At 50.6% G+C, this 26606-nt stretch carries 13 protein-coding genes; 10 read left to right on the forward strand and 3 right to left on the reverse strand.

Features of this window, described 5'->3' with window-relative positions:
• The 5 genes from H6F80_RS26315 to H6F80_RS26335 form a co-directional block, all read left to right on the forward strand.
• Positions 1 to 1462 (forward strand): methyl-accepting chemotaxis protein (locus H6F80_RS26315; protein ID WP_190794476.1); only part of this gene is annotated, 1462 nt, incomplete at its 5' end.
• Positions 1463 to 1631: 169 nt separating this feature from the next.
• Positions 1632 to 5192 (forward strand): response regulator, encoded by a 3561-nt coding sequence (locus H6F80_RS26320; RefSeq protein WP_190794477.1) that lies wholly within the window; start codon positions 1632 to 1634, stop codon positions 5190 to 5192.
• A 116-nt stretch (positions 5193 to 5308) separates the two neighbouring features.
• Positions 5309 to 6463, forward strand: coding sequence for a response regulator (locus tag H6F80_RS26325; protein ID WP_242067583.1), 1155 nt, complete (start codon positions 5309 to 5311; stop codon positions 6461 to 6463).
• An 89-nt stretch (positions 6464 to 6552) separates the two neighbouring features.
• Entirely contained in the window at positions 6553 to 9627 is a 3075-nt protein-coding gene (locus H6F80_RS26330; RefSeq protein WP_190794479.1) for an ATP-binding protein, read from the forward strand.
• Between the two features lie 4 nt (positions 9628 to 9631).
• On the forward strand, positions 9632 to 14041 hold the full coding sequence (locus tag H6F80_RS26335) for an ATP-binding protein (protein ID WP_190794480.1): 4410 nt from the start codon (positions 9632 to 9634) through the stop codon (positions 14039 to 14041).
• Between the two features lie 537 nt (positions 14042 to 14578).
• On the opposite strand, the gene H6F80_RS26340 is transcribed toward H6F80_RS26335, so the two are convergent.
• The 3 genes from H6F80_RS26340 to H6F80_RS26355 all read right to left on the reverse strand — a co-directional run bounded on the left by H6F80_RS26340 (position 14579) and on the right by H6F80_RS26355 (position 18201).
• Positions 14579 to 15934: a calcium-binding protein gene (locus H6F80_RS26340; RefSeq protein WP_190794481.1), complete on the reverse strand. Its 1356-nt coding sequence runs from the start codon at positions 15932 to 15934 to the stop codon at positions 14579 to 14581.
• Positions 15935 to 16530: 596 nt separating this feature from the next.
• Entirely contained in the window at positions 16531 to 17616 is a 1086-nt protein-coding gene (locus tag H6F80_RS26350) for a class I SAM-dependent methyltransferase (RefSeq protein ID WP_190794483.1), read from the reverse strand.
• A gap of 288 nt (positions 17617 to 17904) precedes the next feature.
• Entirely contained in the window at positions 17905 to 18201 is a 297-nt protein-coding gene (locus H6F80_RS26355) for a hypothetical protein (RefSeq protein WP_190794484.1), read from the reverse strand.
• A gap of 408 nt (positions 18202 to 18609) precedes the next feature.
• On the opposite strand from H6F80_RS26355, the gene H6F80_RS26360 reads away from it, so the two are divergent.
• From H6F80_RS26360 to phnH, 5 genes are all read left to right on the forward strand, one after another.
• Positions 18610 to 25086: a WD40 domain-containing protein gene (locus H6F80_RS26360; protein WP_190794485.1), complete on the forward strand. Its 6477-nt coding sequence runs from the start codon at positions 18610 to 18612 to the stop codon at positions 25084 to 25086.
• A gap of 70 nt (positions 25087 to 25156) precedes the next feature.
• The gene (locus H6F80_RS26365) at positions 25157 to 25468 is read left to right on the forward strand and encodes a DUF4242 domain-containing protein (protein ID WP_190794486.1); all 312 of its coding nucleotides are present in this window, start codon (positions 25157 to 25159) and stop codon (positions 25466 to 25468) included.
• 19 nt (positions 25469 to 25487) lie between these two features.
• Positions 25488 to 25634, forward strand: coding sequence for a hypothetical protein (locus H6F80_RS26370; RefSeq protein ID WP_190794487.1), 147 nt, complete (start codon positions 25488 to 25490; stop codon positions 25632 to 25634).
• 156 nt (positions 25635 to 25790) lie between these two features.
• Positions 25791 to 26246, forward strand: coding sequence for a phosphonate C-P lyase system protein PhnG (gene phnG, locus H6F80_RS26375; protein ID WP_190794488.1), 456 nt, complete (start codon positions 25791 to 25793; stop codon positions 26244 to 26246).
• Positions 26247 to 26606 (forward strand): phosphonate C-P lyase system protein PhnH (gene phnH, locus H6F80_RS26380; protein WP_190794489.1); only part of this gene is annotated, 360 nt, incomplete at its 3' end. It abuts the gene before it with no gap.

The raw sequence follows: 26606 nt of genomic DNA on the forward strand, positions 1-26606 counted from the left end.
GCAAAAAACCGTCACCGATGCCCGTGATTTTCTAGGCTCCGATCGCATGGTGATTTATCAGTTTAATTCAGATTGGAGTGGGGCGATCGTGGCAGAATCGGTCGAAGCAGGTCTACCTAGCGCGTTTCTTGAGCAGCTCAGCGATCCCTGCATTCCGGCATCAAGCCGCGAAAAATATCTGGCAGACCGCATTTTGCAAGAAAACGATGTTGTGGAGGCAGATTTTCATCCAGAGCATTTGGCACTGCTGCAAAACCTGAAGGTGAGGTCAATTCTGGGTGTTCCGATTGTGAACCAGGGCAAGCTATTCGGGCTGCTGATTGCCCACTACTGTCACTCGATCCATACCTGGCAGTCCTCTGAAGTTGATTTTATGAAGCAGATCGGACTCCAGCTCGGAATGGTGATCGAACGGGTGCAGCTTCTTGAACAAACCCAGGATCTCGCAGAAGAACAGCGTCAGCTCAAAGAGGCACTTCAGCGCAGTGCCCTCCAGCTTCTCATCGACGTTGACCCGGTGAGCCAGGGCGATCTGACCGTACGAGCAAAAGTGACCGAAGACGAAATTGGGACGGTCGCAGATTCTTACAATGCAACGATCGCCAGCCTGCGAAAAATTGTGCGTCAGGTGCAGGATGCCGCCGAGCAAGTCGCAGAAACCACCAGCACTAACGAATCTGCCGTCCGAACACTGACCACTTCCGCATCAGAGCAGGCAAAAGAAATTTTGGCAGCCCTGGAGCGCGTCGAAGAAATGGCAAGCTCGGTACGGCTGGTGGCAATCAGTGCTGAAAAAGCAGAAGCAGCGGTGCAGGAAGCGGCTCAAACGGTACAGGAAGGTGATGAAGCGATGAACCGTACCGTAGATGGAATTTTAGCAATTCGGGAAACGGTAGCGGAAACGGCAAAGAAGGTAAAACGATTAGGCGAATCATCACAAAAAATTTCTAACGTGGTGAACCTGATTAGCGGCTTTGCTGCACAAACAAATATGCTGGCGTTGAATGCCTCGATCGAAGCTTCTAGAGCCGGAGAAGACGGCAAAGGATTTGCAGTAGTTGCAGAAGAGGTACGAAGTCTTGCCCGCCAGTCTGCGGAAGCGACCACCGAAATCGAAAAACTCGTTGCCAGCATTCAAGCCGAAACAAACGAAGTGGTGCGAGCAATGGAAGCCGGAACCGAGCAGGTGGTCACCGGAACTCGCCTGGTAGACGACACTCGCCAGAGCCTCAATAAAATTACCTCTGCCAGCCGCCAGATTAGCACCCTGGTCGAATCGATCGCCGAAGCCACCGTCACCCAGTCGCAAGCCTCGGAAACTGTAACGGCCACCATCACCACCGTGGCACAAATTGCAGACCAAAACTCTACTGCTGCCGGCCAGGTCTCCGAGTCGTTTGAACAATTGCGATCGGTTGCTCAGGCACTTCAGGCAGAAGTCGGACGATTCAAGATTCGTTGAGATGGAAAGGTGAATGGGTGAGTGGGTAAGTAACCGAGCTAGTGACCCTCTTAGCTATTAGACCGACAACCATCAACACCTGACCTTCCCACCTCCCTTATCTCCCTATCTCTCATATCCTCTCCCCCTCCCCTATCTCTCCCTTCCTTATTTCCCCATCTCCTCCTCTATGGCAATCAACCCTGAAATCCGCGATCAGGCATATCGTTTCTTTGTGGAAGAAGCCCCCGATTTGCTGCAAGCGATCGAATCGGGTTTGTTAACGTTAAGGCAGGAGCACAGTCCGGCAACCATTCATGCCATTATGCGATCGGCGCATTCGCTCAAAGGAGGGGCTGCCAGCGTCGGGCTAGAAGCGATTACAGCGATCGCCCATCGAGTGGAGACGATTTTTAAGGCGTTGTACAGCGATCGGTTAGAGATTGACACTTATGTAGAAAGTCAGCTTTTGCAGGCGTATGACTGTCTTCGCATTCCTTTGACCGAGCAGATTACGCAGGGCCATTTTGATGCGGAGCAGTCTCTTGCAGTAGCAGAGCCAATTTTGAGTCAGCTTGAAGAGCGGTTTCAGGAGGCGATTGCTGAAACGGAGAATTTTATTCCGGGGTCTGCCGATTTGGGCATCGACATGGCAGCTTCGATTTTTGAAATTGATGTGACGCAGGGCTTGGTACATCTGGAACAAGTCTTAGAGCATCCGCAGGACTATGAAGTGGCGGGAGAACTGCGGGCACAGGCAGAAGTGTTTTTGGGATTTGCAGAGCTGCTGAGTTTGTCTGGTTTTGCAGCAATTGCTCAAATGGTGATCGAGGCGATCAATCGCGCTCCCGATCAGGCAGTGGTGCTGACGCGACTTGCGCTGAATGATTTTCGGGCTGGACAGCAAGCCGTATTGGCAGGCGATTCACTGGGGGGCAATCCATCCACAGCGTTACTGGCGTTTGTTGAATCCAGTAAAACGATCGTAATTCAACCGAAGGAATCTAATTTATTAGATTTAGAGTCCCTGGCATATCCAGAATTAGATATTAAATTAAATACCGAATCAAATCCTAAATTGAATTTTGAGTTGAACGCTGAATTAGCAGAGCATCTAAGCGATGTTGAGATTGAAGCAATTATTCAACAGGAACTTTTACAGGGAGAACCCGAGGCTGATCACTTAAAAGACGAATTGCAAACCGAAACTCACACGTTAACATTCAAGGATCAATCAGAACTAGATTCAATTTTTACAGACTCCGTGCCTGCATCCAGCGATCGATCGATCGATCAGTTTTTTGCAGAATTTTCAGATTCAACAGATGAGCAATCAGGTTTCTTAGAAGAATCGATCGCGATCGAATTAGATAATATTCAAAGTAACAGTCTAGAAGAATTAGCCGATATTCAATCAGACTTTAATTTAGACTTTAATTTAACTGAACAAATCTCGCCTGGCTCCCTAAATTCTCTACAATTGGAAAACTTTGAGTTAACTCATGAGGAAAATTGTTCTCCTCAGAATTGGGAAGCCAGAGGAGCAGATAGCGTTTCATTCACAGACATTTCATTCACAGACATTTCATTCATAGACAATGCGACTGATTCTGAAACGGATGCTTTAGGAGACGCTCTACAATCAACCGCTCGTCCAGCAGAATCTTTAGCAGAGCCGATCGTAGCGAACAGCGTAGCAAACAATGCAGAGGTAAATTCTTCGGCGGCAGTGATGGTAAAACTAGCTGCTGGTTCACAATCGGCGGCTTATCCGGTAACCAGTAGTTTGACGGTGCGGGTGGATGCCGATCGCCTAGAGCGATTAAATAAGCTGTTGGGCGAAATGACGATTAATCGAAACGGCCTGGCACTGCAAAACAATCAAACGCGCATGGCACTGCGAGAGCTGCGAAATCGATTTGAACGGATGCAGTCCACGATCGATCAAATCCGTACGCTGTCGGACAAAATGTTGATCGCGCCTGATTCGCCGATCGGTGAAGCTACAACCTATCGTCAATCTGTTGTTGCAGGGGAAGCGCGATCGTTCTTCGGAAAAAATGGCTTTACATCCAATATCACAGCCCTGAGAGACTTCGACTCACTGGAAATGGATCGCTACACCTCGCTGTATGCCTCCACCCAAAGCCTGCTAGAGGAAATGGCGCAGATTGAAGAGGCAGTCGAAGACATTGTTTTGTTTAACCATCAGTCTGAGCAAACGCTAGAACAGCACCGCAAAATGCTGTCTCAGATGCAGGATGATTTAATGTGGGCACGGATGCTGCCATTAGGCGATGTGCTGAACCGCTTTCCGCGAATGCTGCGTGACCTGTCGAACACCTACAATAAGCCGATCGATCTAGTTCTCAGCGGCACTGATTTGCTGATTGATAAAGCCGTGCTGGAAAAGCTTTACGATCCGCTGCTGCATCTGCTGCGAAATAGCTTTGACCACGGCATTGAGTCGACAAAAGTGCGGCGCGATCGAGGTAAACCGCCCACTGGACGCATTGAGATTCAGGCAAGCTCCAGAGGTCGCCAAGTGGTGATCGAAGTGCGAGACGACGGACAGGGAATCGATTTCGATCGCATTCGGCAGCGGGCAATCGAGCTGGACTGGATGACTCCTGTCGAAGGAGCAGCGGCAACTGAGGCTCAGCTTTGTGAACTAATTTTTGCACCCGGATTTTCGACCGCAGCGCAGGTCAGCGAACTTTCAGGACGCGGCATCGGGCTGGATGTGGTGCAGGAACAGTTGCAGTTGCTCAAAGGCTCGGTCACCGTGCGATCGACGCTGTTTCAAGGAACCACGTTTATTCTGACGCTGCCGCTGACCCTGACGATTACCAATCTGCTGCTGTGTCTGGTCAATTCTCGCCCTGTTGCCATCCGCAGCGACGGCATTCGTGAAATTCTAATTCCTCAACCCCATCAGCTCACCCAAACCGAAAACGGACGATCGCTTCAGTGGCAGGATCAGCAAGTGCCAATTTATCGCATGGCAGATCTGCTCACCTATCGCTGCCTGGTTCCCGAACTGCCGCCGAGTCGAGTTCTTGCTGCAGTTCCTGCTCCCTCTAACTGGGAAGCTCCCGTCCTGATTCTTAAGCACAATCAGCAGCCGATTGCCCTGCAAATCGATCGTCTGATCACCGAGCAAGAATTCGTCGTCAAACCCTTCGGTTCTGCGATCGCCCCCCCAGATTACACCTACGGCTGTACTGTCTTAGGCGACGGAATGCTCGTCCCCGTCATCGACGGACAAATCTTCTTAGAAACACTCCTTGCCCCTCCTACTCCCCACCCTTCCCTCCATCCCGCACCCGATTCCACCCTTACCCCATCTACCCTTCACCCCATCCGCCAAATCCGCACCACCACCATCCTCGTTGTCGATGACGCTCTCACCTCCCGCCGAATACTGGCACTCTCCCTCGAAAGAGCGGGCTACCAGGTACTACAAGCGCGAGACGGACAGGAAGCCCTGGAGCAGCTTCAGCAGTCGCAGGGGATCGCGCTAGTGGTCTGCGATATCGAGATGCCCAACATGAATGGCTTTGAATTTCTCACTCACCGTCGGCAGGATACTGCCCTGGCACAGATCCCTACCGTTATGCTCACATCTCGCAGCAACGACAAACATCGCTGGCTGGCAATGCAGCTTGGGGCGACTGCTTACTTTACCAAGCCGTATTTGGAGCAGGAGTTTTTGCAGGCGATCGGGAGAATGGTTGGGGTAGGAGAGTAAGGGGCCTCATGCTACACAATTAAGTATTGTCAACACCAGAATTACCTGATTTCCCTACAATTTACTATGATGAAGCTTACTATTCTGAAGCTGCATGCGAATCAGAAAATTTTTCCTTGAGGAGCGTCAGCTGCCCGTTTGTGCCGTTTATGGACAATGAACAGATTGGACTGCATTTTCAAGTGATCCGGCGATGGATTGCGGCATTGCAACAGGGTGATGCGGTTTCCTGGCAGGAACTTGACGCAGTGCTGGAAGATCTGCAAGTGAATTGTGAGGAGATGCAGAGCAATCTGGAAGCAGCGGAAATCGTGCAGGAAGGGCTGCTCCAGCAGATTCAGCAGCTTGCTCAACGCTATTACCACTATCACGATTTGTTTCAGGCTTTGCCCATTGCCTACTTAACCACTGATTCGGATGGTGTCATTCTGGAGGCAAACGAAGCGATCGCTCAACTCTTGAATGTGCCCCAATACCATCTCCTCGGGAAGCCTTTCACGCTGTACTTATCAGAGAATAATTATTCAACCTTTCGCACTCAGTTGAATGAGCTTTTGAATGAGCTTTCTCATCGGAAGAAAATTCAAGCAATTCCAGAGAGAAATATTCAGGTCTTGCAAATCAATTTATGCCCAAGAAATAGTGAACCCGTTACAGTTAAATTACAGATTGATGCTGTTTGGAGTGACGCTGGTGCAAGTGACGCTGGTGCAATTAAGGAATTGCGAATTGCAGTACAGCCGATGCATCGATTAGCGCATGGCACAACTCTGAAGGAACCGCAACAGGACAATTTCCCAGCTATTCAGCAGCAGTTTCCAGAAGCGATCCGCCTGGAAGGAGCAGGAGGAATGTTTTCCCGGCTTCAGTCTTTGGATGGTTTGCGAGTGCTGGTTGTCGATGACGAAGCCGATATTCGCGAATTTATTACTGCTGTTTTTGAATCGCATGGGATTGAGGTGAGAGCCGTCGCCAGTGCAGCAGAGGCGTTAGCGGTGTTGGAGCCATTTCGCCCAGATGTGCTGTTGAGTGATATTCGGATGCCGGGCGAAGATGGTTATAAACTGATTCAGCAGATCCGCAACCTGGAAGCTGAGCAGGGAGGGCATCTTCTAGCTGCTGCCATTACCGCGTATCAGGATGAGGACAGGGAAAAGTCCCTGAAAGCCGGGTACGAGGCGCATTTACACAAGCTGGCACAACCCAATGAATGGGTAGAGATGGTGGTGCAACTGGCTGGACAGACTTCAAACCTGAAGCTTGATTTCTGAATAAATTTCTGAATGAATCTCTGAACGAATTTCTGAATGAATCTCTGAACGAATCGTGAAAACTGCATCGCCATTAAGGAGAGCTGGGTATGACGATCGCCCCCGAATCCCTCAGTTCCTTGTCTGAAATCCTTTTTGCGGGTGGAGGTGAAATGGGAGCCTTGATGCGATCGCACGCTTGGTTGAACACGCCACTCGGTTCGATCGAGAGCTGGTTGCCCTGCCTTCGGACTTCTCTCAGCACCCTTCTCGCTTCTCGCTTTCCAATGTGTTTGTTCTGGGGGCGTGATTACATCCAGTTTTATAATGATGCCTTCACCTCTATCCTTGCAACAAAACACCCGACAGCGTTAGGACAGCCTGCTTATCAGACGTGGCTGGAAATCTGGGATGTGATCAAGCCGCTGTTTGATCGCGTGATGGACACGGGTGAAGCCGTCTTTGCAGAAGATCAACCTTTTTACCTCATCCGCTTCGGCTACCGGGAAGAGACTTATTTCACCTTCTGCTACAGTCCAGTTCGGGATGAGGCGGGCACAGTCGTTGCGGTATTTTGTACTGCAACTGAAACTACACGGCGGGTAATTAATCAACGGCGTTTGACGATGCTGCGAGAGCTAGCCACTGCCGGAGCGAGGGCAAAAACGCTACAGTCTGCCTGTCGTGCTGCCGCCGATACGCTCAACCCCTACGATATTCCCTTTGCCCTGTTTTATCGGCTTGACCCGCAAAGCAACTCAGCAGAACTCATTGCCTCAACCGGGCTCCCCGAAGAGAGCGTTGCCGCACCCCCCACTATCGCCCTGACCGTGCCTTCAGAAGGTCGAGGATGGTCGCTAACTGAGGTGCTGCAAAGCCATGAGGCACAGCTTGTAACGGATATGGTCGATCGCTTTGGGGCGCTACCGGGAGGAGTGTGGAACGAAAGTCCTAATTCGGCGTTTATTTCTCCGATTCTGATCGGTAACAAACAACAGGTGGACTGTCTGATGATTGCAGGGATCAGCCCCCGGCTTGAGTTTAATGCCGAATACCGCTCATTCCTGGAACTGGTTGCCCAGCAGGTTGAAAGTTCGATCGCCACGGCTCGCAGCCATGAGCAGGAACGGCAGCAGACAGAAGCACTCGCAGAACTAGACCGGGTTAAAACTGCCTTCTTCAACAATGTTAGCCACGAGTTTCGCACCCCGCTGACCCTCATCCTCGCACCGGCGGAAGATGCATTAGCCGATCGCGACAATGCCCTATCGCCCGATCAACGGCAGCGGGTTGAAGTTATCCAGCGTAACGGGATACGCCTGCTGAAATTGGTCAACACCCTGCTCAACTTCTCGCGCCTGGAGAGCGATCGCATTCAAGCCGTTTATGAACCCACGGATTTATCAACCTTCACGATTGAGTTAGCCAGTGTTTTTCGTTCTGCGATCGAACGGGCAAATTTGCGTCTGGTGGTGGAGTGCCCCGCTTTGCCTGAGCCTGTTTATGTCGATCGAGAAATGTGGGAGAAGATTGTGCTCAACTTGCTCTCGAACGCCTGCAAATTCACATTTACAGGTGAGATTACCGTTCGCCTGCACTGGATTGGAGACCAGGTTGAGTTAGCGGTACAGGACACTGGCATTGGCATCCCAGCTACAGAAATCCCGCGTCTGTTTGAACGATTCCATCAGGTAAAAGGGGCACAGGGACGCACATTTGAAGGATCTGGAATTGGTTTATCGCTGGTGCAGGAATTGGTAAAACTGCATGGGGGAACGGTTCAAGTTAGCAGTATTGAAGGAGAAGGCAGTTCTTTTCGGGTAACCCTTCCCACCGGATGCGCCCATCTTCCCGCCGATCGACTTGGAGCAACTCGTCCTCTATCCTCTACTGCGATCGGAGCGGCTCCCTATGTGGAAGAGTCCTTGCAGTGGCTGAGCCAGGAGCATGAAAGCATCGAAGCACCCCAGAACCGGGAAGACGAAAAAATTGCCTTCTCACCCACTGATTCACCCATTACCGATTCACCCATTCCTTCATCCTCTGATAGTCAAACAAAGATCCAAACGAAGCGTCGAATTCTGCTGGTGGATGACAATGCGGATGTGCGCAACTATGTGAAGCGACTGTTGAGTGAACGATGGCAAGTAGAAACTGCTGCCACTGGTGCGATCGCCCTTAATATGATCCAGCAACAGCTTCCTGATTTGGTGCTGACCGATGTGATGATGCCAGAGATGGATGGATTTCAACTGCTCAAGACCTTACGATCTGACCCCATCACCCAAAGTATTCCAATTATTCTCTTATCAGCACGAGCAGGCGAAGAGGCAACTGTCGAAGGACTGGAAGCCGGAGCCGATGATTATTTGATCAAACCCTTCTCTGCCCGTGAACTGATAGCACGCGTGGAAACACAGCTCCAAATGTCCCAACTCCGCCAGGAGGTATCCACAAACCGCTTCAAAAATGAGTTTCTTTTGACCGTGACTCATGAACTGCAAGCTCCCCTAACGGTGATTCTCGGCTGGGTACGCTTCTTGCAAACAAAATCCTTCAACCCGGACACAACCGCACAGGCATTAGCGACGATCGAGCGTCATGCTACCGTTGAGGCAAACCTGATTAAGGATTTGCTGGATGTTTCAAGCATCCTTGCAGGTAAGCTACGCTTGAAATCTCAACTCGTTGATCTGGCTTCTCTGGTACAGAATGTGACGATGACGTTCCGTGAAGTAGTCCAGGCAAAGCACATTCAACTCATTGAAACGATATCGGATGAAGTGCCGAGCAATGTTTTTGCCGATGGCGATCGCCTCAAACAAGTTATCAGCAACCTGCTAGAAAATGCCATCAAATTTACGCCCAAAGGCGGACAGGTCAATATCCGGTTAGAACGCCTCAAATCTAGTGTTCAAATCACTGTCAGCGATACTGGAATCGGCATCCGTCCTGATTTTCTTCCCTATGTTTTCGATCGCTTCACCCAGGCAGAAGTCCCCAGCCGTCATACCCCAGGAGGTGTGGGGATTGGATTGGCGATCGCCCGTCACCTGGTTGAATTACACCACGGTACGATCGAGGTAGCCAGTGAGGGAGAAGGACGAGGCGCAACGTTTACCATTCGATTGCCATTCACTAACTCTGCTCAGCGGAGCGCTAATAACCCTGTGCTGGAGCAATAATGCGATGCAGCGACCTCAGCCTGAAACCATTACCCTCAACGATATCTTGATTACGGAAGAGCTATTCCAACGCTCACCCCGTCTGCCCAACTTGCAGGCAGAGAATCAGGCAATGCGATCGCTGGTTCAGCAGATGGCGCGAGATTCAGAAAGCTTGATGCAAATCTTGGTAGAGACGGCGTTGGAATTATGTCAGGCAGGCACCGCAGGCATTAGCTTACTAGAGACCACAGCGGACGGAGAAGAAACCTTTCGCTGGAATATATTAGCTGGAACTTTAGCGCACTATGGGGGTAGCACTACATCCCGCAACTTTAGCCCCTGTGGAGTTTGTCTGGAACAAGGGACTCCCGTCCTTTTTTCCCATCCCGAACGGTATTTCACCTACTTCCAGGCAACTAACACCCCCATCGTAGAAGGCTTGGTGTTGCCTCTCATTGCGGATAGTCATATCTTCGGCACAATCTGGATTATGTCGCACGATGAGCAGCGGCATTTTGATGCAGAAGACGTGCGGGTGATGACGAGTCTGGCAGACTTTGCAGCCGCAGCTTTGCTCTTGAACCAGCGCCAAACCCAGGAACTGCTGGCAAAAAATGCTCAGCTAGAGGTGGAGGTGGTTGAACGTCAGCGATCGCATGAAGCCTTGCGCGAATCGGAAAAACGTTTGCAGGTGATGGTTGAAAATCTGCCCGGTGGGGCGGTGTTTGTCGTTGACCGCGATTTGCGCTATTTGCTGGCGGAAGGAGAAGCGTTGCTTGCCGCCGGATTCAAACCCGAAGATCTCGTTGGGCGAACCATTTTTGAGGTAATGCCGCCCGAATTGATACCGACTTACGAGGCGCTGTACCGGAAAGCGCTGGCGGGTGAGCCGTTTGAGCATGAACACAATGCTCACGATCGCACCTATGTTTCTCACGGAACGCCGCTTCGATCGCCAAATGGTGAAATTAATGCGGTGCTTGCCGCCTCTTACGACATCTCTGAACGTAAAAAAGCTGAAGCAGCCCTGCGCGAATCCGAAGCAAAATATCGATCGCTGTTTGAGTCGATCGACGAAGGCTTCGCCGTCATCGAGGTTCTTTATGACGAAAACGGTAAGTCTTACAATCACAAAATCATTCAAGCCAATCAAGCATTCTCGTCACATTCCGGCATTGAAGCTCCCGAAGGCAAGCTGGCGAGCGAACTGATGCCGGGCGTTGAGCAATTTTGGAACGAGCTTTATGCACGGGTAATTGAAACGAATGCGTCCGAGCGAATGGAAGTGCATTCGGAGGTTTTTGATCGCTGGTTCGAGGTTATCGTTTCGCCGTTGAATGACGGTTCAACGCACTGCGTCGCTGTCGCCTTCGTAGATAACACCAAGCGCAAGCGGTCGGAAGCAGCCCAGCGCAAATCGGAAGCAAAATATCGATCGCTGTTCGGGAATATCAACGATGGCTTTTGCATTATTGAGCTGCTGTGTGACGACGGACAGCTAACTAACTTCCGATTTTTGGAAGCGAATCCAGCCTTTGAACAACAAATCGGAGTGACGCAAGCGATCGGCAAAACTGCCCATGAGCTTGTGCCCAATTTAGAAGCCGAGTTTTTCACAAACTGTGAAAGGGTTCTGGCAACCGGTGAGCCGACCGAGTTTGAAAATTATTCAGCCGATTTAGATCGGTATTACCGGGTGTTGGCATATCCACACGGCGACCCCCAGAATAAACAACTGGCGCTCTTGTTCAACGACATCAGCGATCGCAAACACACAGAAGTACAATTGCGCCGCGCTGCCGAACTCGATGCTTTTCGCGTCACGTTATCGGATGCGTTGCGATCGCTCTCTGATCCAGCAGCGATCCAGGGAGAAGCGTGCCGATTGGTAGGCGAGCAGTTGAGCATTGATCGGGCCTTCTATACCGAGATCAATGAGACCGAGGGCTGGGCGTTGATCGAGCAGGACTATGTTGGCGACGGCTCGTTTTCGATCGTTGGCGTTTTGTCATTGTCAGACTACAGTTGGGCGCTGCCGGTCTATAACAGGGGTGAGATACTCATGGTCTCAGACGTGGCAAGTTCTGACCTCATTTCTGAGTCCGATCAGAATGCAATGGGTGCGATTCAGGTGGCTGCCGTTGTGGGGATCCCGCTCATCAAAGAAGGTGTGTTGGTAGGAGCCTTCGTTGTCGCTGACTCTGAGCCGCGAGAATGGACAGATCTCGACATCGAACTGACGTGGGAAACTGGCGAACGCATCTGGGCGGCGATCGAACGCGCTCGTGCCGAAGCTGCTCTGCGCGAATCAGAGATTCAGCGGATTCGAGAACAAGTCGCCCGCGAAGAAGAACGCCAACAAGCCGAAACCCTCGCAGAACTCGATCGCGCTAAAACCCTTTTCTTTAGCAACGTTAGCCACGAACTCCGCACACCGTTAACGTTGATTCTGGCTCCTCTGCAAGATGCACTGAAGCATGTGGGAGAGTGGGAGCATACTGATCCATTTACCCATCTACCCATCCACCCATCTACTCTCAAACACGACCTCCAACTCGCCCATCGCAATAGCCTCCGCCTATTGAAACTGGTCAATACCCTGCTCGACTTCTCCCGTATTGAAGCCGGACGCATGGAAGCGGTGTACGAACCGACTGATTTAGCTCTGTTTACAACTGAACTTGCCAGTGTATTTCGATCGGCGATCGAACGGGCAGGTTTACAGTTGATTGTTGATTGCCCACCCCTACCTCAATCTGTCTTTGTCGATCGGGACATGTGGGAAAAAATTATCCTCAACCTACTCTCCAATGCCTTTAAGTTCACTTTTGAGGGCGAAATTACGGTTAGGTTATATTCCACCGAAGGTAATCAAGCCATCCTTCAGATTCAGGACACCGGCACTGGAATCGCCCCCGAACACCTACCCCATCTGTTTGAGCGGTTCTATCAAATCCGAGGGACACAAGCCCGCACCTATGAAGGATCAGGCATTGGTTTAGCCCTGGTGCATGAACTGGTTCGATTGCAGGGTGGCACGATTGAGGTGAGTAGCACCCTAGGAAAGGGAACTTGCTTTACGATCGCCCTTCCTCTGGGGACAAGGCACTTACCCAACGATCGCCTACGGCGCGATGGAGCCATTCCCTTTCAAAATCAAGACGATCGGCTCCAGCCCACTCGCACCCTGGTATCTACCGCAATCAATGCTAATGCCTACATTGCAGCGGAGCTACCCGAAGAGGAAGAGGAGCAAGAGAGCAAGGAAGCAAGAGAACCGGAAGACGTTATCTCCGATGCTCCCACTCCCCGCTGCTCCGCCCCGATTGCCCATGTCCTCCTCGTCGATGACAACACCGATATGCGGCAATACCTCAGCCGTATCCTCAGCGAATACGTTCAAATTCAAGCGGTTGCAGATGGAGCATCAGCACTAGCAGCAGCGCAAGCACAAGTCCCCGATCTAATCTTGAGTGATGTGATGATGCCAGGATTAGACGGTTTCCAGTTACTCCAGGCATTGCGGTCTGACCCTCGTACCCGTGAAGTCCCAATCATCCTGCTTTCTGCCCGTGCCGGAGAAGAGGCGATCGTCGAAGGACTGAAAGCCGGAGCAGACGATTACCTGATCAAACCTTTCTCAGCGCAAGAACTCATTTCCCGCGTCAATGCCCACCTTCAGATGGCACAGCTCCGGGGCGAAGCACTTCAGGAGGCAAGACGCATCATTCGCAGCCGGGACGAAATGATCTCCACCGTTTCCCATAAGCTGAACACACCCCTGGTTTCGATTCTGGGCTGGACGCGCCTACTGCGGAACAATCCTCCTAATCCGGTTATGCTCACGAAAGCACTGGACACGATCGAGCGAAATGCAACACTACAAGCCAAGTTGGTGCAAGACCTGCTCGATATATCGCGGATTACCGCAGGCAAACTGAGTTTGAATCCTCAACCCATTGCACTGGAATCGGTGATTGAAGCCGCGATCGCAACTGTCGCGCAAACCGCAGCAGAGAAAGGAATTCGTTTAACCTGGCAGGAAAATAGGACGGAGCCTGTTGCCGTTATGGGAGATAGCGATCGCCTCCAGCAGGTGATTTGTAATCTCCTGACCAACGCTATTAAATTTACGCTAGTCGCAGGCAGCGTTAGTGTAGAACTGGCAGTGCTTGATAACTATGATTCTGCGAATCGTGCCTATGCCGAAATTCGGGTTATGGATACGGGAATGGGCATCGCGGCTGAGTCTCTGCCCCAGGTGTTCGATCGCTTCCACCAAGCCAGAGCATCTGATGCAGCGAAAGGATTGGGGTTAGGATTAACGATCGCCTGCCATATTGTCGAACTTCATAAAGGCACGATTCATGCTGAAAGTGCAGGAGAAGGACAGGGATCAACTTTTATCGTCCGCTTGCCGCTTCTCTCATGATCTCTCATGAATATTCCATCACGAATCAACTCCACCATTCAACTCCACCACGAATCACCCATAACCTGATTTCCAATCTTGGCGTTGCTGAATAAGCGTGCCCCCCTAGCCCCCCAAAGTTGAGGGGAACCAGAATTCAAAGTCCCCCAGCATTGGGGGATTTAGGGGGCGATGCAGAAGCTAAATTTGCACCGTTCATATCCCGATTCAGCAACGCCCCAATCTTTTAGCATCCCAAGCGTACCCCTGAAACTAGCCCGGAATTTGAAGCATTGAAAGCGCGAAATCATTTTGTCAAGCATTTGATGAAGGGCAGCAATTTTTACGATCGAGAACGGAAATGGTAGGGTTCGTGTCTTTATCAAAGCAAAGGGAACAATAGGTTGAACGAGTGAATGAATTATAGAGGCTATTTCAAGCAATCTAATCGAAAATAGAAAAGAGAGCGTTTGCAGTGGTGAAAATGATGAAAAAATCTGTGATTTGAGTATCTAGATCTGACAGTTTCACACAAAGCTGTTAAATGGAACCGTCCTGTTATCCCGCCAAAGTGGGCACTTCAATTCCCTTAAAACGGGAGAAATCAACCGTGACGAAATCAGCAGCGGTAATCTGATTGGCTTTGATGTTAGAAAGAACTGCAAGCCGCTGATCCCCTACCCCGACGACAACGTTTTTGCCTTGCTGCACCATATCGAAAATCTCAGGGTTTAACCTGATCGCCAGTCCCAGTTTGTCTTTACCGTTCTGAAAATCTTGAATGACCTCTGTGCCACTGTCGAGGGTCAGCACGAAAGTATCTTTGCCAGAACCACCTGTGTGAGTATCGCGTCCTGCTCCGCCGAAGCTGATATCGTTTCCTGTGCCGCTATTGAGGTTATCGTTGCCTGTACCACCGCAAAGAACATCACTACCACCCCTACCAGAAAGGACATCATGGCCTCCTTCGCCGCAGAGAATGCCGCCAATGCTGCTGCCCTGTATCTGTTGGCTGGTATTGTTGCCCAGCAGCAGCGGAGTTTTGCTGGTGAATGTCGATGCGGATGACGTGAAAACGTTATAGTCTACTCGATAAGTGACGGTTGCTCCTCTGGGACGAAATGAAGCATCTCTGCCTTGAGTCACCAAGCTTTTTCCAGTCGAGTCGCCGCCAGAATCAAAGTCACCCACTGTACCCGTTTGAGAAAAATATTTGGCGGTGAACTTTGACGAGGAGGAGGGGCTGATATCTGCTTCATCATCGCCAACGGGATCAGCATCTTTCACTGCAATTTCAAAAGTGTTTGATTCCCTTAATGGATCAACGGGCTGAATAAAGGTGAAGTTTGGTCTGACATCATCATTATCTTTGTCAAACACGCCGCTGTTACGAGTTTGTCCATTGATCGTAAGCGATGTTTTGAAATCTGCTTTGAACGATGAAGAGAACACCACCTGAGTATCAAAGCGATCGATCGCCGTAATTCGTTCAACCGTAACCCCTAGCTCTGCGCGTGTAATTGGAAGAGCCGCAATACTCAAGACGTAAGGGGAACGAGGTGCGGTGGCAAGGGCATTTACGCCAATCAGATAAGTACCGGGTGCCAAATTTTTGAAGCTGATCGAATCAACCGCAGTGCCAGGTTTAAAGGAGTGGGCGATCGGGTTGCCTTCGGGTGAAGACATCAAAACTAAGTTTGCATTTGCAACCTGCGGGGCAAGTGCTACACCAAAACTGGTGGGCTGAGTGGTAGTGAAGCGATAGATATCAAAGGTATCGGTAATCCGCAGATCAGAGGAACCAATTGGAATGAGTTCTCCCATGTTCCCCTCAACGACTAGACTACCTGCTAATGTTCCAATATTGTTTGCAAAGCTTGGACTATTGTTTGGTTCACGGTCTAGAAATACCATCGCTGAGTTTTCTGAATAAAGGGATACTGGAAATGGGTGGTGAGCGATTTAATGCTGAATTCAAGCAGAGGAACGGTTAGATTGAGTTGAGCTTGACTTAAATGGTGGTCAGATGGTCGATTCATTGGGAACAGCGTTGTTCGAGCCATGCCCGTACTTCTGTCTCTAAATCTCTGTCTCTGAATCAAAGAATACTCTGCGTCCTAGCAGCGGATCGTGAATCGCCCAATAAGGATTGCCAAATTTATCTTTGCGTGAATAAATTTTGGGTTCATTCGAATGCGGCGATCGAGTTAACGATTCCATGCCAAATTTGTTTCAAGATTGATGCAAAGCTAGATCTGGTTAATTCGTCAAATTTTTATCGGCTATAAGTTCTAGCTCTTGGTAATTTGCAGATTGGTTTTTTATAATGATTTTTTCTGAGCGATCGTAACAGGTTGACTTTGAGACGAATCGATTGATGGTTTTCCCGTAATCTCAGCTGCAAATTGACTGAGATCAAAGACAAGCGAATCCTGACGAGCAAGGGTGTACCGTGCCGCAATCGCACAAAGTTTGCACATATCGTTTCTCTGAATTTGCTACTTGTGAATTTACTTGTGAATGATGTAGTAGTCGTTCACGATATCCTGCGGTAGTCGTTTGATTTCCACCTGCTTAAATCCAGCTTCGGCGAGCATTCGCAATGCAGTTTCCTGTCCCCACATTGCTCCTAAACCCATGCCGCCATAAGCAAGCGAAACAGTCATACAGTGCATACAAGAAACCGTGTAGAAGTAGGGAGCCAACGGGTTGTCTAGGTTGTCCTCAACATTCGTTGCACCCCGAATTTCCTGCATCAGGTAGATTCCATCAGCACGTAATGCTCGGTAGATGTTGTGCAAGACCTGATCGGGTTTTGCCTGGTCATGGATGGCATCAAAGGTTGTGATGAGATCGTAGCGATCGCACTCCTCGATCGTGGCAGCATCCCGAACCCGGAACTCGATATTGCTCAGCTTGTGCCGTTGAGCTTCAGCATTGGCAGTTGCGATCGTTTCACCTGAAAAGTCGTAGCCTGTGAATCGACTATTGGGAAAAGCTGCTGCCAAAACATTGAGTACTTTTCCACTGCCGCAGCCCAAATCTAAAACATCAATGCCTTGCTGGAGTGCTTCACCCAGTCCAGAAATGAGCGGCAGCACCTCATCGATTAATGGCGCAACCGTTCCTTGATTAGTCACTTCTGCCATCACCGTATGAAAGCGTTTGAAGGCAGAATAGGGAACCCCGCCGCCTTGATAGAAGCAGTTGATTACTTGGTCTTCGACGGTCGCTAGCATGGGCGGGAACTGGGCGATCAGGGCAAGATTATTGGGTTCCGCAGCACGGGTGAGAAATGCGGCGTGTTCTGTGGGCAGCACATAGGTTTTGGCGATCGGGTCATACTCGACAATGCGACCTGTCACCATCGCATTGAGCCACTCGCGCACATAGCGTTCGTTCAGTCCAGCCGCGTTGGCAATTTGCTGGCTGGTGGAGGGCGGCAGTTCTGCCATTGTGTCGAAAAGTTCGGTACGATGTCCGATCGAGACCATCAAGTCGATCGCACTACTGCTAATAATATCCAGCATCCGCCCTGCAAAGGCTTCGGCTTTAGCGTGGTTGAATTGGGTTGGGTTGAACAGTTGGGTTGTCATGGCTAGCTCCTTCACTAACTAAGGAATAAATGGATCGTGGTGGATCAGTTTGGGGGGTGAAGCAAAGCGGCGTTTCTCCACAGCATTGTGCATCGCTGGGATATTTTGAAGCCTGTTTTTTAGACACTGCCTGAGTCTGTCTAGAATTTTGGATTCTGGTGGTTCAGACAGTGTCTTGGGACAAGAGCGAGCTGTAACATTCGGATCTTCTTTCGATTCAGTTTGCAGCAGTCGCGATCGATTCAGTAACACGGTCAAAAACAACTTTACTGTTACTGGTCGTGCAAGTTAGGCATCCAGTGTATCTTGACGCTCCTTATCAAATCGTGAATTCGTTGCATTCAACGTCTCTTGATGCTCTTGCACCCAACGATTGCTCATAGCATTCAACGTGTCCTGATGCTCTTGCTCGAACCGATCGCTCATAGCATTCAACGTATCCTGACGCTCTTGATCAAATCGTGAATTCGTTGCATTCAACGTGTCCTGATGCTCTTGCTCGAACCGATCGCTCACGGTCAGGGAGGGGGCTGCAACGGCACTGAGTGCCAAAACGGATAGACTTGCAAGGATAAAGCGATTCATGATGTTTTTTACTCCGATTGTGAATTGAGTTGATGTGAGTTAACAGAACTGAAAAGTGGAATTGAAGTGGAACTAAGGAGCCAGGAAGGGAGCGTTGTTTGTGTGCTTCACTTGCTCTCACGTCCTACAGATGCAGATTTGTTTTCCAACCCATGAATACAAGTTAGCGATCGCAGCGTTCCCAAACCGTTCCCAAATCGTTCCCAAATCGTTCTCGTCTCAAAGCCTGTTCTAAAGCTGCATTTAGAGGTTGAGGGCTTGAGCGAACACAAGGACATCGGGGGTACATTGCTCAGGTCTGAATTAAGCTCTGTAATGAAATTTGGAAGATCCGCCGAAAATCCTGTAACTGGGTGTAAGCTCAAGGAAAAATGGACAATTTAGAGGTAAATGGGTGATTTAAGAGCAATGCCTCTAACCTTACAAGTCAGATTGTTAGGTGAATGGTCTATCACCTACGGCGATCGCGTTGTTCCGGGCATCAACTCAGCGCGATCACAGGCATTGCTGGCTTACCTGATTCTCCATCGTCATGCGCCCCAACCTCGTCAACGGCTTGCCTTTCATCTCTGGGCAGACTCTACTGAGACGCAGGCGAGAACGAATCTTCGCAAAGAGCTGAGCTATCTGCGTCGAGATTTACCCGAAGCTGACCAATTTCTTCTGACTGACTCAAAAACGCTGCAATGGTCGCCAACGGCTCGATTCACCGCCGATGTCATTCAGTTTGAGCATGAATTAAAGGCAGCACAAACTGCTGATGCTGGGACAAAGCGATCGCGGTTAGAACAAGCGGTTTCTCTTTATCAAGGGGATTTGCTGCCCAACTGCGAAGACGAGTGGATTATTCCCGAACGCGAGCGGCTCCAGCAAATGCGAGTGAACGCTCTAGAACAGCTCATTAATTTAATGAAAGACCAGCAGGACTATCGAACAGCGATCGTCCATGCTCAGCAGTTACTACGGGTTGATCCCCTGAATGAAGCAACTTATGCCTCGCTGATGCAGCTTCATCATTTGAGCGGCGATCGATCGAATGCCCTGCAACTTTACCACCGCTGCATGACGATGTTGCGGGAGGAGTTAGGCGTTGATCCCAGTGCCGCAACCCGCGATCTTTACCAGCAGATCCTCAACGAGGATGAACCCCATCCTGCCAACAATTCCCCTATTTCCCTTACACCTCCGACCGTTCCCCCTACTCTCCCACCCCCTATCTCTCAGCAGGATTGGGGCGAAGCGATCGATGTTTCTGTATTTTACGGGCGGGAAAAAGAGCGATCGACTTTGCAGGAATGGATCGTCAATTACCGATGTCGGATGGTTCTGCTTCTGGGAATGGGCGGCATTGGCAAAACCTCGCTTGCGGTCAAAGTGGCGCAGGAACTTGTCGGAAGCGAAGGAGCGAAGGATACATCCCCCGATTCCCCCACCTCCTCATCTCCCCATCCCCCTTTCGAGTTTGTCATTTGGAGATCTCTCCGCAATGCGCCTCTACTCGAAACCCTCCTGACAGACTTGGTTCTATTTTTGTCTGAGCAGCAGGACAACAAAGCCGAGACCGGGCGGCTGATTCACTGGCTCAAGTCCCACCGCTGTCTGGTTGTTCTGGACAATGTGGAAAGTATTTTTTTAGAGGGCAATGCGAAGCAGTTTCCGCTGCGGAGTAGTCCAGCTGGTCAATATCGTCCTGGATATGAAAACTATGGAGACTTATTCAGGTTGTTGGGTGAGGTGCAGCATCAGAGCTGTGTGCTGTTGACAAGTCGAGAAAAACCTGCCGAAATTGCGCTTTTGGAAGGAACAGAAGCCGTGCGATCGCTGCAATTGGGCGGAGTTCCAGAAGCAGCATCAGCAATCCTGGAAGCCAGGAAATTAATCGGTTCTGAGGAGCAGAAACAGCAGCTGTGTCAGCGGTATAGCGATAATCCCTTAGCGTTAAAAATTGTTTCTACTTCCATTCAAGATTTATTTGACGGCAGCATTGCAGATTTTTTAACTCAAGATACAGGCGTTTTTCACGGTTTGTATCAACTTTTAGATCAGCAATGTTTAAGAAGTTCCGGGTTTGAAAGAAATGTCATGTTCTGGCTGGCAATTAATCGGGAGCGAACAACGCTTGCAGAACTGGCTGCTGATTTTGTGCCCGCTGCTTCTCGTGCCGATTTATTTCAGGCTTTGGAATCGCTAAGCTGGCGATCGCTCCTGGAAACCCAGGCAGCAGGCTATACGCAACCGCCGATCGTCATGCAATACATAACCGATCGCCTGATTGAATGGATCTGTGATGAGATCGAAGAAATGGCAGCTAGCGAGGAACAGTCATCTCTTGCTCCGGCGACTCATTCGACGACGCAATTCGCCTGTTCCAGATTGCCCAAACCTGAGTTTGCTGTTCCCTTGCTCCATAGCCATGCTCTGCTCAAAGCCCAGGGGAAAGATTACATTCAGGAGATTCAGATTCGCCAAATTGTGCAGCCGATTTTGCATCAACTTCAGATGCGGCTGGGCAATCGCACTCAGGTTGAGCAACGGTTGACTCGAATCCTGATTAGCCTAAGTCAGGAAGCATCGCAGCGATCGGGATATGCAGCGGGAAATCTGCTGAACCTGTTGATTCATTTGAAAACCGACCTGACGGGCTATAACCTCGCTGATCTTGCCCTCTGGCAGGCAGATTTGCGGAATGTCGGGTTACATCAGGTCAATCTGGCAAATAGTGATCTGTCGAAGACCGTCTTTACGGAAACCTTGAGCCTGACGCTAGCCGTCGCGTTTAGCCCGGATGGTCAACTGCTGGCAACGGGCGACACGAATCGGGAACTGCGGATCTGGCGAGTGGCGGACGGCAAAAATTTGCTAATTTGCCAGGGGCATACAAACTGGATCTGGTCGGTTGCCTTCAGTCCCGATGGTCGAATGCTCGCGAGCGGCAGCGATGACAAAACGATCAAGCTGTGGGATGTACAGACCGGGCAGTGCCTCCAGACGTTACAGGAAGCTCCTTATCAGGTCTGGTCGGTTGCCTTCAGTCCCGATAGTCGAATGCTCGCGAGCGGCAGCGAATCGTCTGTTGTTAAACTTTGGGATCTGAAAACAGGGAAATGCTGCGCCACCCTGGAAGGACATACCAACTGGGTGCGATCGGTTTCGTTCAGCCCTACCGATCAACTCCTGGCGAGTGGCAGTGAAGATGGAACGGTGAAGCTGTGGGATCTCAAATCTGGCAAATGCTGCAAAACTTTGCAGGGACACGAAAAGGGAGTCTGGTCGGTTGCCTTTAGTCCCGCTGGTCAATTCTTGGCAAGCAGCAGCAGCGATCAGACGATCAAACTGTGGGACTTTGAGCCTGGCGAATGCACTAAAACGCTGTGCGGACATACGAACTGGATTCGCTCGATCGCCTTTAGCCCCGACGGTCAATTTCTGGCGAGTGGCAGTGAAGATCAGACCGTGAAGCTGTGGCAGGTGGACACCGGAGAGAATTTCCAAATTTTGCGCGGTCATACCAGCTGGGTGCGATCGGTTGCCTTTAGTCCCGATAATCAAACGCTAGTGAGCGGTGGCGGCGACCATACGGTCAAGTTTTGGCACTTCCACACTGGACAATGCTGGAGAACGCTCCAGGGCTATACCAATCGAGTGCGTGTCGTTGCATTTAGCCCGACCGAACCACTGCTCGCAAGCGGCAACGACGATTACACCGTTAAACTCTGGGATAGCCGCACGGGGAAGTGCCTGCATACGCTGAGAGGTCATACGAATCCGGTTTGTGGTGTTGCGTTTAGTCCAGATGGTCAGCTTCTAGCAAGCAGCAGCGATGATCATACCGTCAAGCTCTGGAGTATTTCGAGCAAACAGTGTTTGCACACCTTATCGGGACATACGAGCCGCGTCTGGTCGGTCGCGTTTAGTCCAGATGGTCAGCTTCTAGCAAGCAGCAGCGATGATCATACCGTCAAGTTCTGGAATGTTCAAACCGGGCAATGCCTGCAAACGTTGCAGGGACATACCAGTTGGGTCTGTTCAATCGCCTTTAGTCCCAATGGTCAAATGCTCGCGAGCGGCAGTTATGACCAAACGATCAAGCTCTGGAATGTTTATACAGGTGAATGCTTGAGAACCTTGCAGGGACATCAAAATTGGGTTTGGTCCGTTGCGTTCAGTCCTGATGGTCAAACGCTTGCCAGCGGTAGCGGTGATCATACCGTGAAATTGTGGAATACGATGACGGGAGAATTTTGGCGATCGCTAGAAGAACACAGCAGTCGCATTTGGTCGGTGGCATTTAGTCCCGATGGTCAAACGCTTGCTAGTGTCAGCAGTGATCAAACGGTGAAATTGTGGGAAGTCGATACAGGTTATTGTCTGCACACGCTTCAGGAACACACGAATCTCATCTGGTCGGTGGCATTTAGTCCCGATGGTGAAACGCTTGCGAGTGGCAGCCAGGATGAAACGATTAAGCTCTGGAATATTCGCACTGGAAAATGTCTGCACACCCTGAGAGCCGATCGCCCTTATCAGGGAACTAATATTGCAGGCGCGATCGGGCTGACCGAAGCGCAACGAACGGCATTAAAAGCATTAGGAGCAGTCGAACGGGACAGCACCGTAAACGACTCTCCCACGCCCCACTCCCTCCCACTAATCGGACGCGACCAGGAATGGAGCCTGCTGCACAGTTGGCTAACCTCGGATCACAGTTCAGAAATCCTGCTGCTATTGGGCGAACCCGGCATCGGCAAAACTCGCCTGCTGGAAGAACTGGCTGCCACCGTGCGAGGTCATCAGGGCCAAGTGCTGTGGGGATTTGGATTTGAAGCAGAAATGCTGCGGCCCTATGGAGCCTGGGTGGATGCGCTCCGATCGCTCCCTGCCCCATTCCTGGCAGACTTGCCCTCAGAACTTCGATCGCTGTTTCCAGAAACTTCTCCGCAAGCAGAAGAACCGACTGATTTAAAGCGATTATTTGATGCGGTGGTGCGTCTGCTGTCGCAGCTTGCGATCAATAAACCGACGATCGTGATTTTGGATAACATGCAGTGGCTCGATGAAGCCTCAAGCGCGCTGCTGCACTATGCGGCTCGCTTACTGGGTCATACGAGAGTACGGTTTGCCTGTGCTGCCCGTTTCCGTGAATTAGCAGTCAATCAGCCTGTTTACAAACTGGTGCAATCCCTGCGCCGCGAAAATCGGCTGCAAAGCCTGGAACTGCCGCTTTTGAATCAAGCCCAGATTGTACAGCTTGTTCAGCAAGTCGATCGAGCGATCGACGGCAACCAGATCTTTGCTGAGAGTGGTGGGAATCCGCTTTTTGCACTGGAAATTGTCCATGCCATTGCTCAACACGGAACAGCTTGTTCTGAGAGCCTGGAGGCACTGATTCAGGATCGACTTCAGCAGCTCAGCCAATCCACAAGAGAATTTTTGTCCTGGGCGGCAGTTCTGGGGCGCAGCTTTAACCCCACGACGATCGCTGAAATTGCCGATTGCTCTCCAAACAAACTGTTGATGGCGATCGAAGAACTGGAGCAAGAAGGCATTATCCGTCCAGGAGCAATCATTCAAGGTGAAACCCAATACGACTTTGTGCATGATATTGTGCGTCAGATTGCCTATCACCAGCTTTCCAACCCGCGTCGCCGTTTAATGCATCGGCAAATTGCTCAGGGATTGAAAACCTCTTTTGCCACGGAAGATTCCTTTGCCAGCGAGATTGCTTACCATGCCTCACAGGGCGGCGAACACGGATTGGCAGCATCTGCTTGTATCATCGCGGCGGAACGCTGTTTGCGCCTGTTTGCCTATGCCGAAGCTTCACAGTTAACGCAGCGAGGACTGGAGCACTGCCAATATCTGGATCACTCAACGCAGGTACGCTGCCGCATTGAGCTACTCAAGCTGCATGTTTTAGCAGGCGTGAGCAAAGATCGATCTGTCCAACTCGAAGCCGAATTACACCAGCTGATTGAGGAAGCCCGTGCTTTGGATTTGCAGGACGAAGAAGCAACCGGATTTGAAGTGTTGATTGCGCTGAATTATGAGCAAGGCAATTTGACAAGCGTTCAGGAACATTCACTGCGCGCGATCGAGCGGGGTCGGGCTGCGAGTTCCACCACAACGGCTCGAATGCTGGCTTACACAGGCTGGTGTCTGGCGGAAACCGAGCGTGAGATGTCTCGTGCAGAAGCTTTGCTGCTTGAGGCACAATCTCTAGCTGCCAGAGCTGGCGTGGAGCTCATTGATATTCCCTGCGGGATGGGCTGTGTGCGTCGTCATGCAGCGGATTATGCGACGGCTCGATCGCTCCTGCAACAGGCATGGCAGATGGCGCAAGCAGAGCAAGATCACTGGCGAGAGTGCGCTTGCTTAACCTATCTGGCAATGACGGAGCTAGAAGCCAACAACCCGATCGCCGCCATCACCTATTCGTCTGAATTAGCAACCGTTGCCGCCAAAATTAGCGGAGAGGGGAGTGAAGGAGCCTTTGCTGCCGCCCTCGATGCCCTTGCTCGCTATTCGATCGGACAAAATGGCGCAGAGCTGATGCTGGAGCAAGCCCTGTCCGCCCTGCAACAAATGGATTCTCAGCGAATGCTGGCTTATACGTTGACGTTCGCCGCAGAGATTGATTTAAAGTATCATCGAACAGAACTGGCGATCGCTCGTGCCGAAGCTGCTTTCAGGGCAGCTCAGATTGTGGATCATCCCAGTGAAATCGCCCTTGCAGGAGCAACCCTGGTTTGCAGCAAATTTGGCAGTGGCGATCATAAAACTGCACTCGAATTATTTAAAAATCTACAGCAGAGAATTAATATATATCTGATCAGTGAACGAGCGCGAACCGCAATTCAACAGCTAGCAGAGCAGTTAGAGAATTAAGTCCTTAGGCGACTAGCTAATCAACATCAAAGACGGTTGTGTGAACAGTCAAGAATATGAGGAGAAAGAGATGGTACGAGTTCTAGTTGAAAAAGTTTTTGAGCCGCCTATCACAGAAGAAAAATGGAATCAGGATGTGAAAAAGGCAATTCCCTGTCACAGTAGCCATGATGTACATTGGATTCGCTCGATGATGTCCCGCGATCGCAGTAAAGTGATCTGTGAGTTTGAAGCTCCTGACGCAGAAACAGTACGGCGATCGTTTCGCAAAGTGGGTTTACCGTTTGTGCGAATATGGACGGTAGAAGTGCTGGAACCTGTTGTAATAGACGACGCAGGGACGATCGGCACAAAAGGCTGGCTGGTTTGCGATCGGCATTGAACTTGTCTCCCTACCAGGAATGCGCGAGCGCAGAGAGCGGGTGTTAGCTGTGGTACAAGAAGGGACGCGACCGGGCACCGATGCCCGCAGCCCTGCGGGATCACCCCAGCATGCAGAATTTGTTCTGCGGTTGTCTGCGATCGACGATGCTGCCAAATCCAATTGAAATAACTCACCCCGAATCGTGCCATCCCCTTCGTCTACCGATTACCCCTTACTGATTGTGCAAAAAGTAAGCTGAGCGAGTTGCGAGAAATCATAACTTAGCTCATAATTTGTCTAGATGTCTAGACAAATATTAAGCGTGGGTTAAAAACCGTTCATGAACTCCCTAACACAGCGTCAATTCTGGATAGCAACCCTGGCGAAAGCAGAGCTTAACAATCTGGAGCAACAGATTTCGGGATTGGAATCTTTGCCAGATTATGGGTTCCTCCGTCGTCCGGAAGCTGGGCTTGTCATGGTCAGCGGTCGAGCGGGGGGAACGGGTCAGCCGTTTAATTTAGGGGAAATGACGATGACTCGCTGTGTTGTACAGCTATCTTCTAATGACAACGTTCAAATCGCTGGATTTGGATATGTTGCCGGACGATCGCAGCGTCATGCAGAACTTGCGGCATTGTGCGATGCCCTGCTTCAGCATCCTGGTTGGCACAGTGCTGTCTGGGCACAGGTGATCGAGCCACTAAAACAAGCTGCCCAAGCCCAGCAGGAACAGCAGCGGAGACAGGCGGAAGCCACGCGCGTTAACTTTTTCAGCATGGTGCGAGGAGAGTAAATGATCACTCAGCTACCCGGTTTTTCCGATCCGGTTCAGGACGCTCAAAACACATTTCGATCGCTGCTCAACGCGCTGGCTCATCCGGGAGAATCCTATCCGATCGCAGCAAGGCTTGTCCCACCTACAGGTCTTAATGCAGTCTGTGCAGCCGCTTGTCTGACGCTGTTTGATGTTGATACTCTCATTTGGTTGCAGCCCGGATTGCCGCCTGAAGCCCAAGCTTGGTTGCAATTTTACACGGGATGTCGATTCACATTCCATCCAGATCAGGCTCAATTTGCAGTAATTTGGCAGGCTAGCTTGCTCCCCGACCTTTCGACGTTTCATTGGGGAACAGCAGAATATCCAGAGTCTTCG

Origin of the sequence: Leptolyngbya sp. FACHB-711 (genome assembly GCF_014695615.1) — a bacterium.
Classification (GTDB): domain Bacteria; phylum Cyanobacteriota; class Cyanobacteriia; order Elainellales; family Elainellaceae; genus Leptolyngbya_A.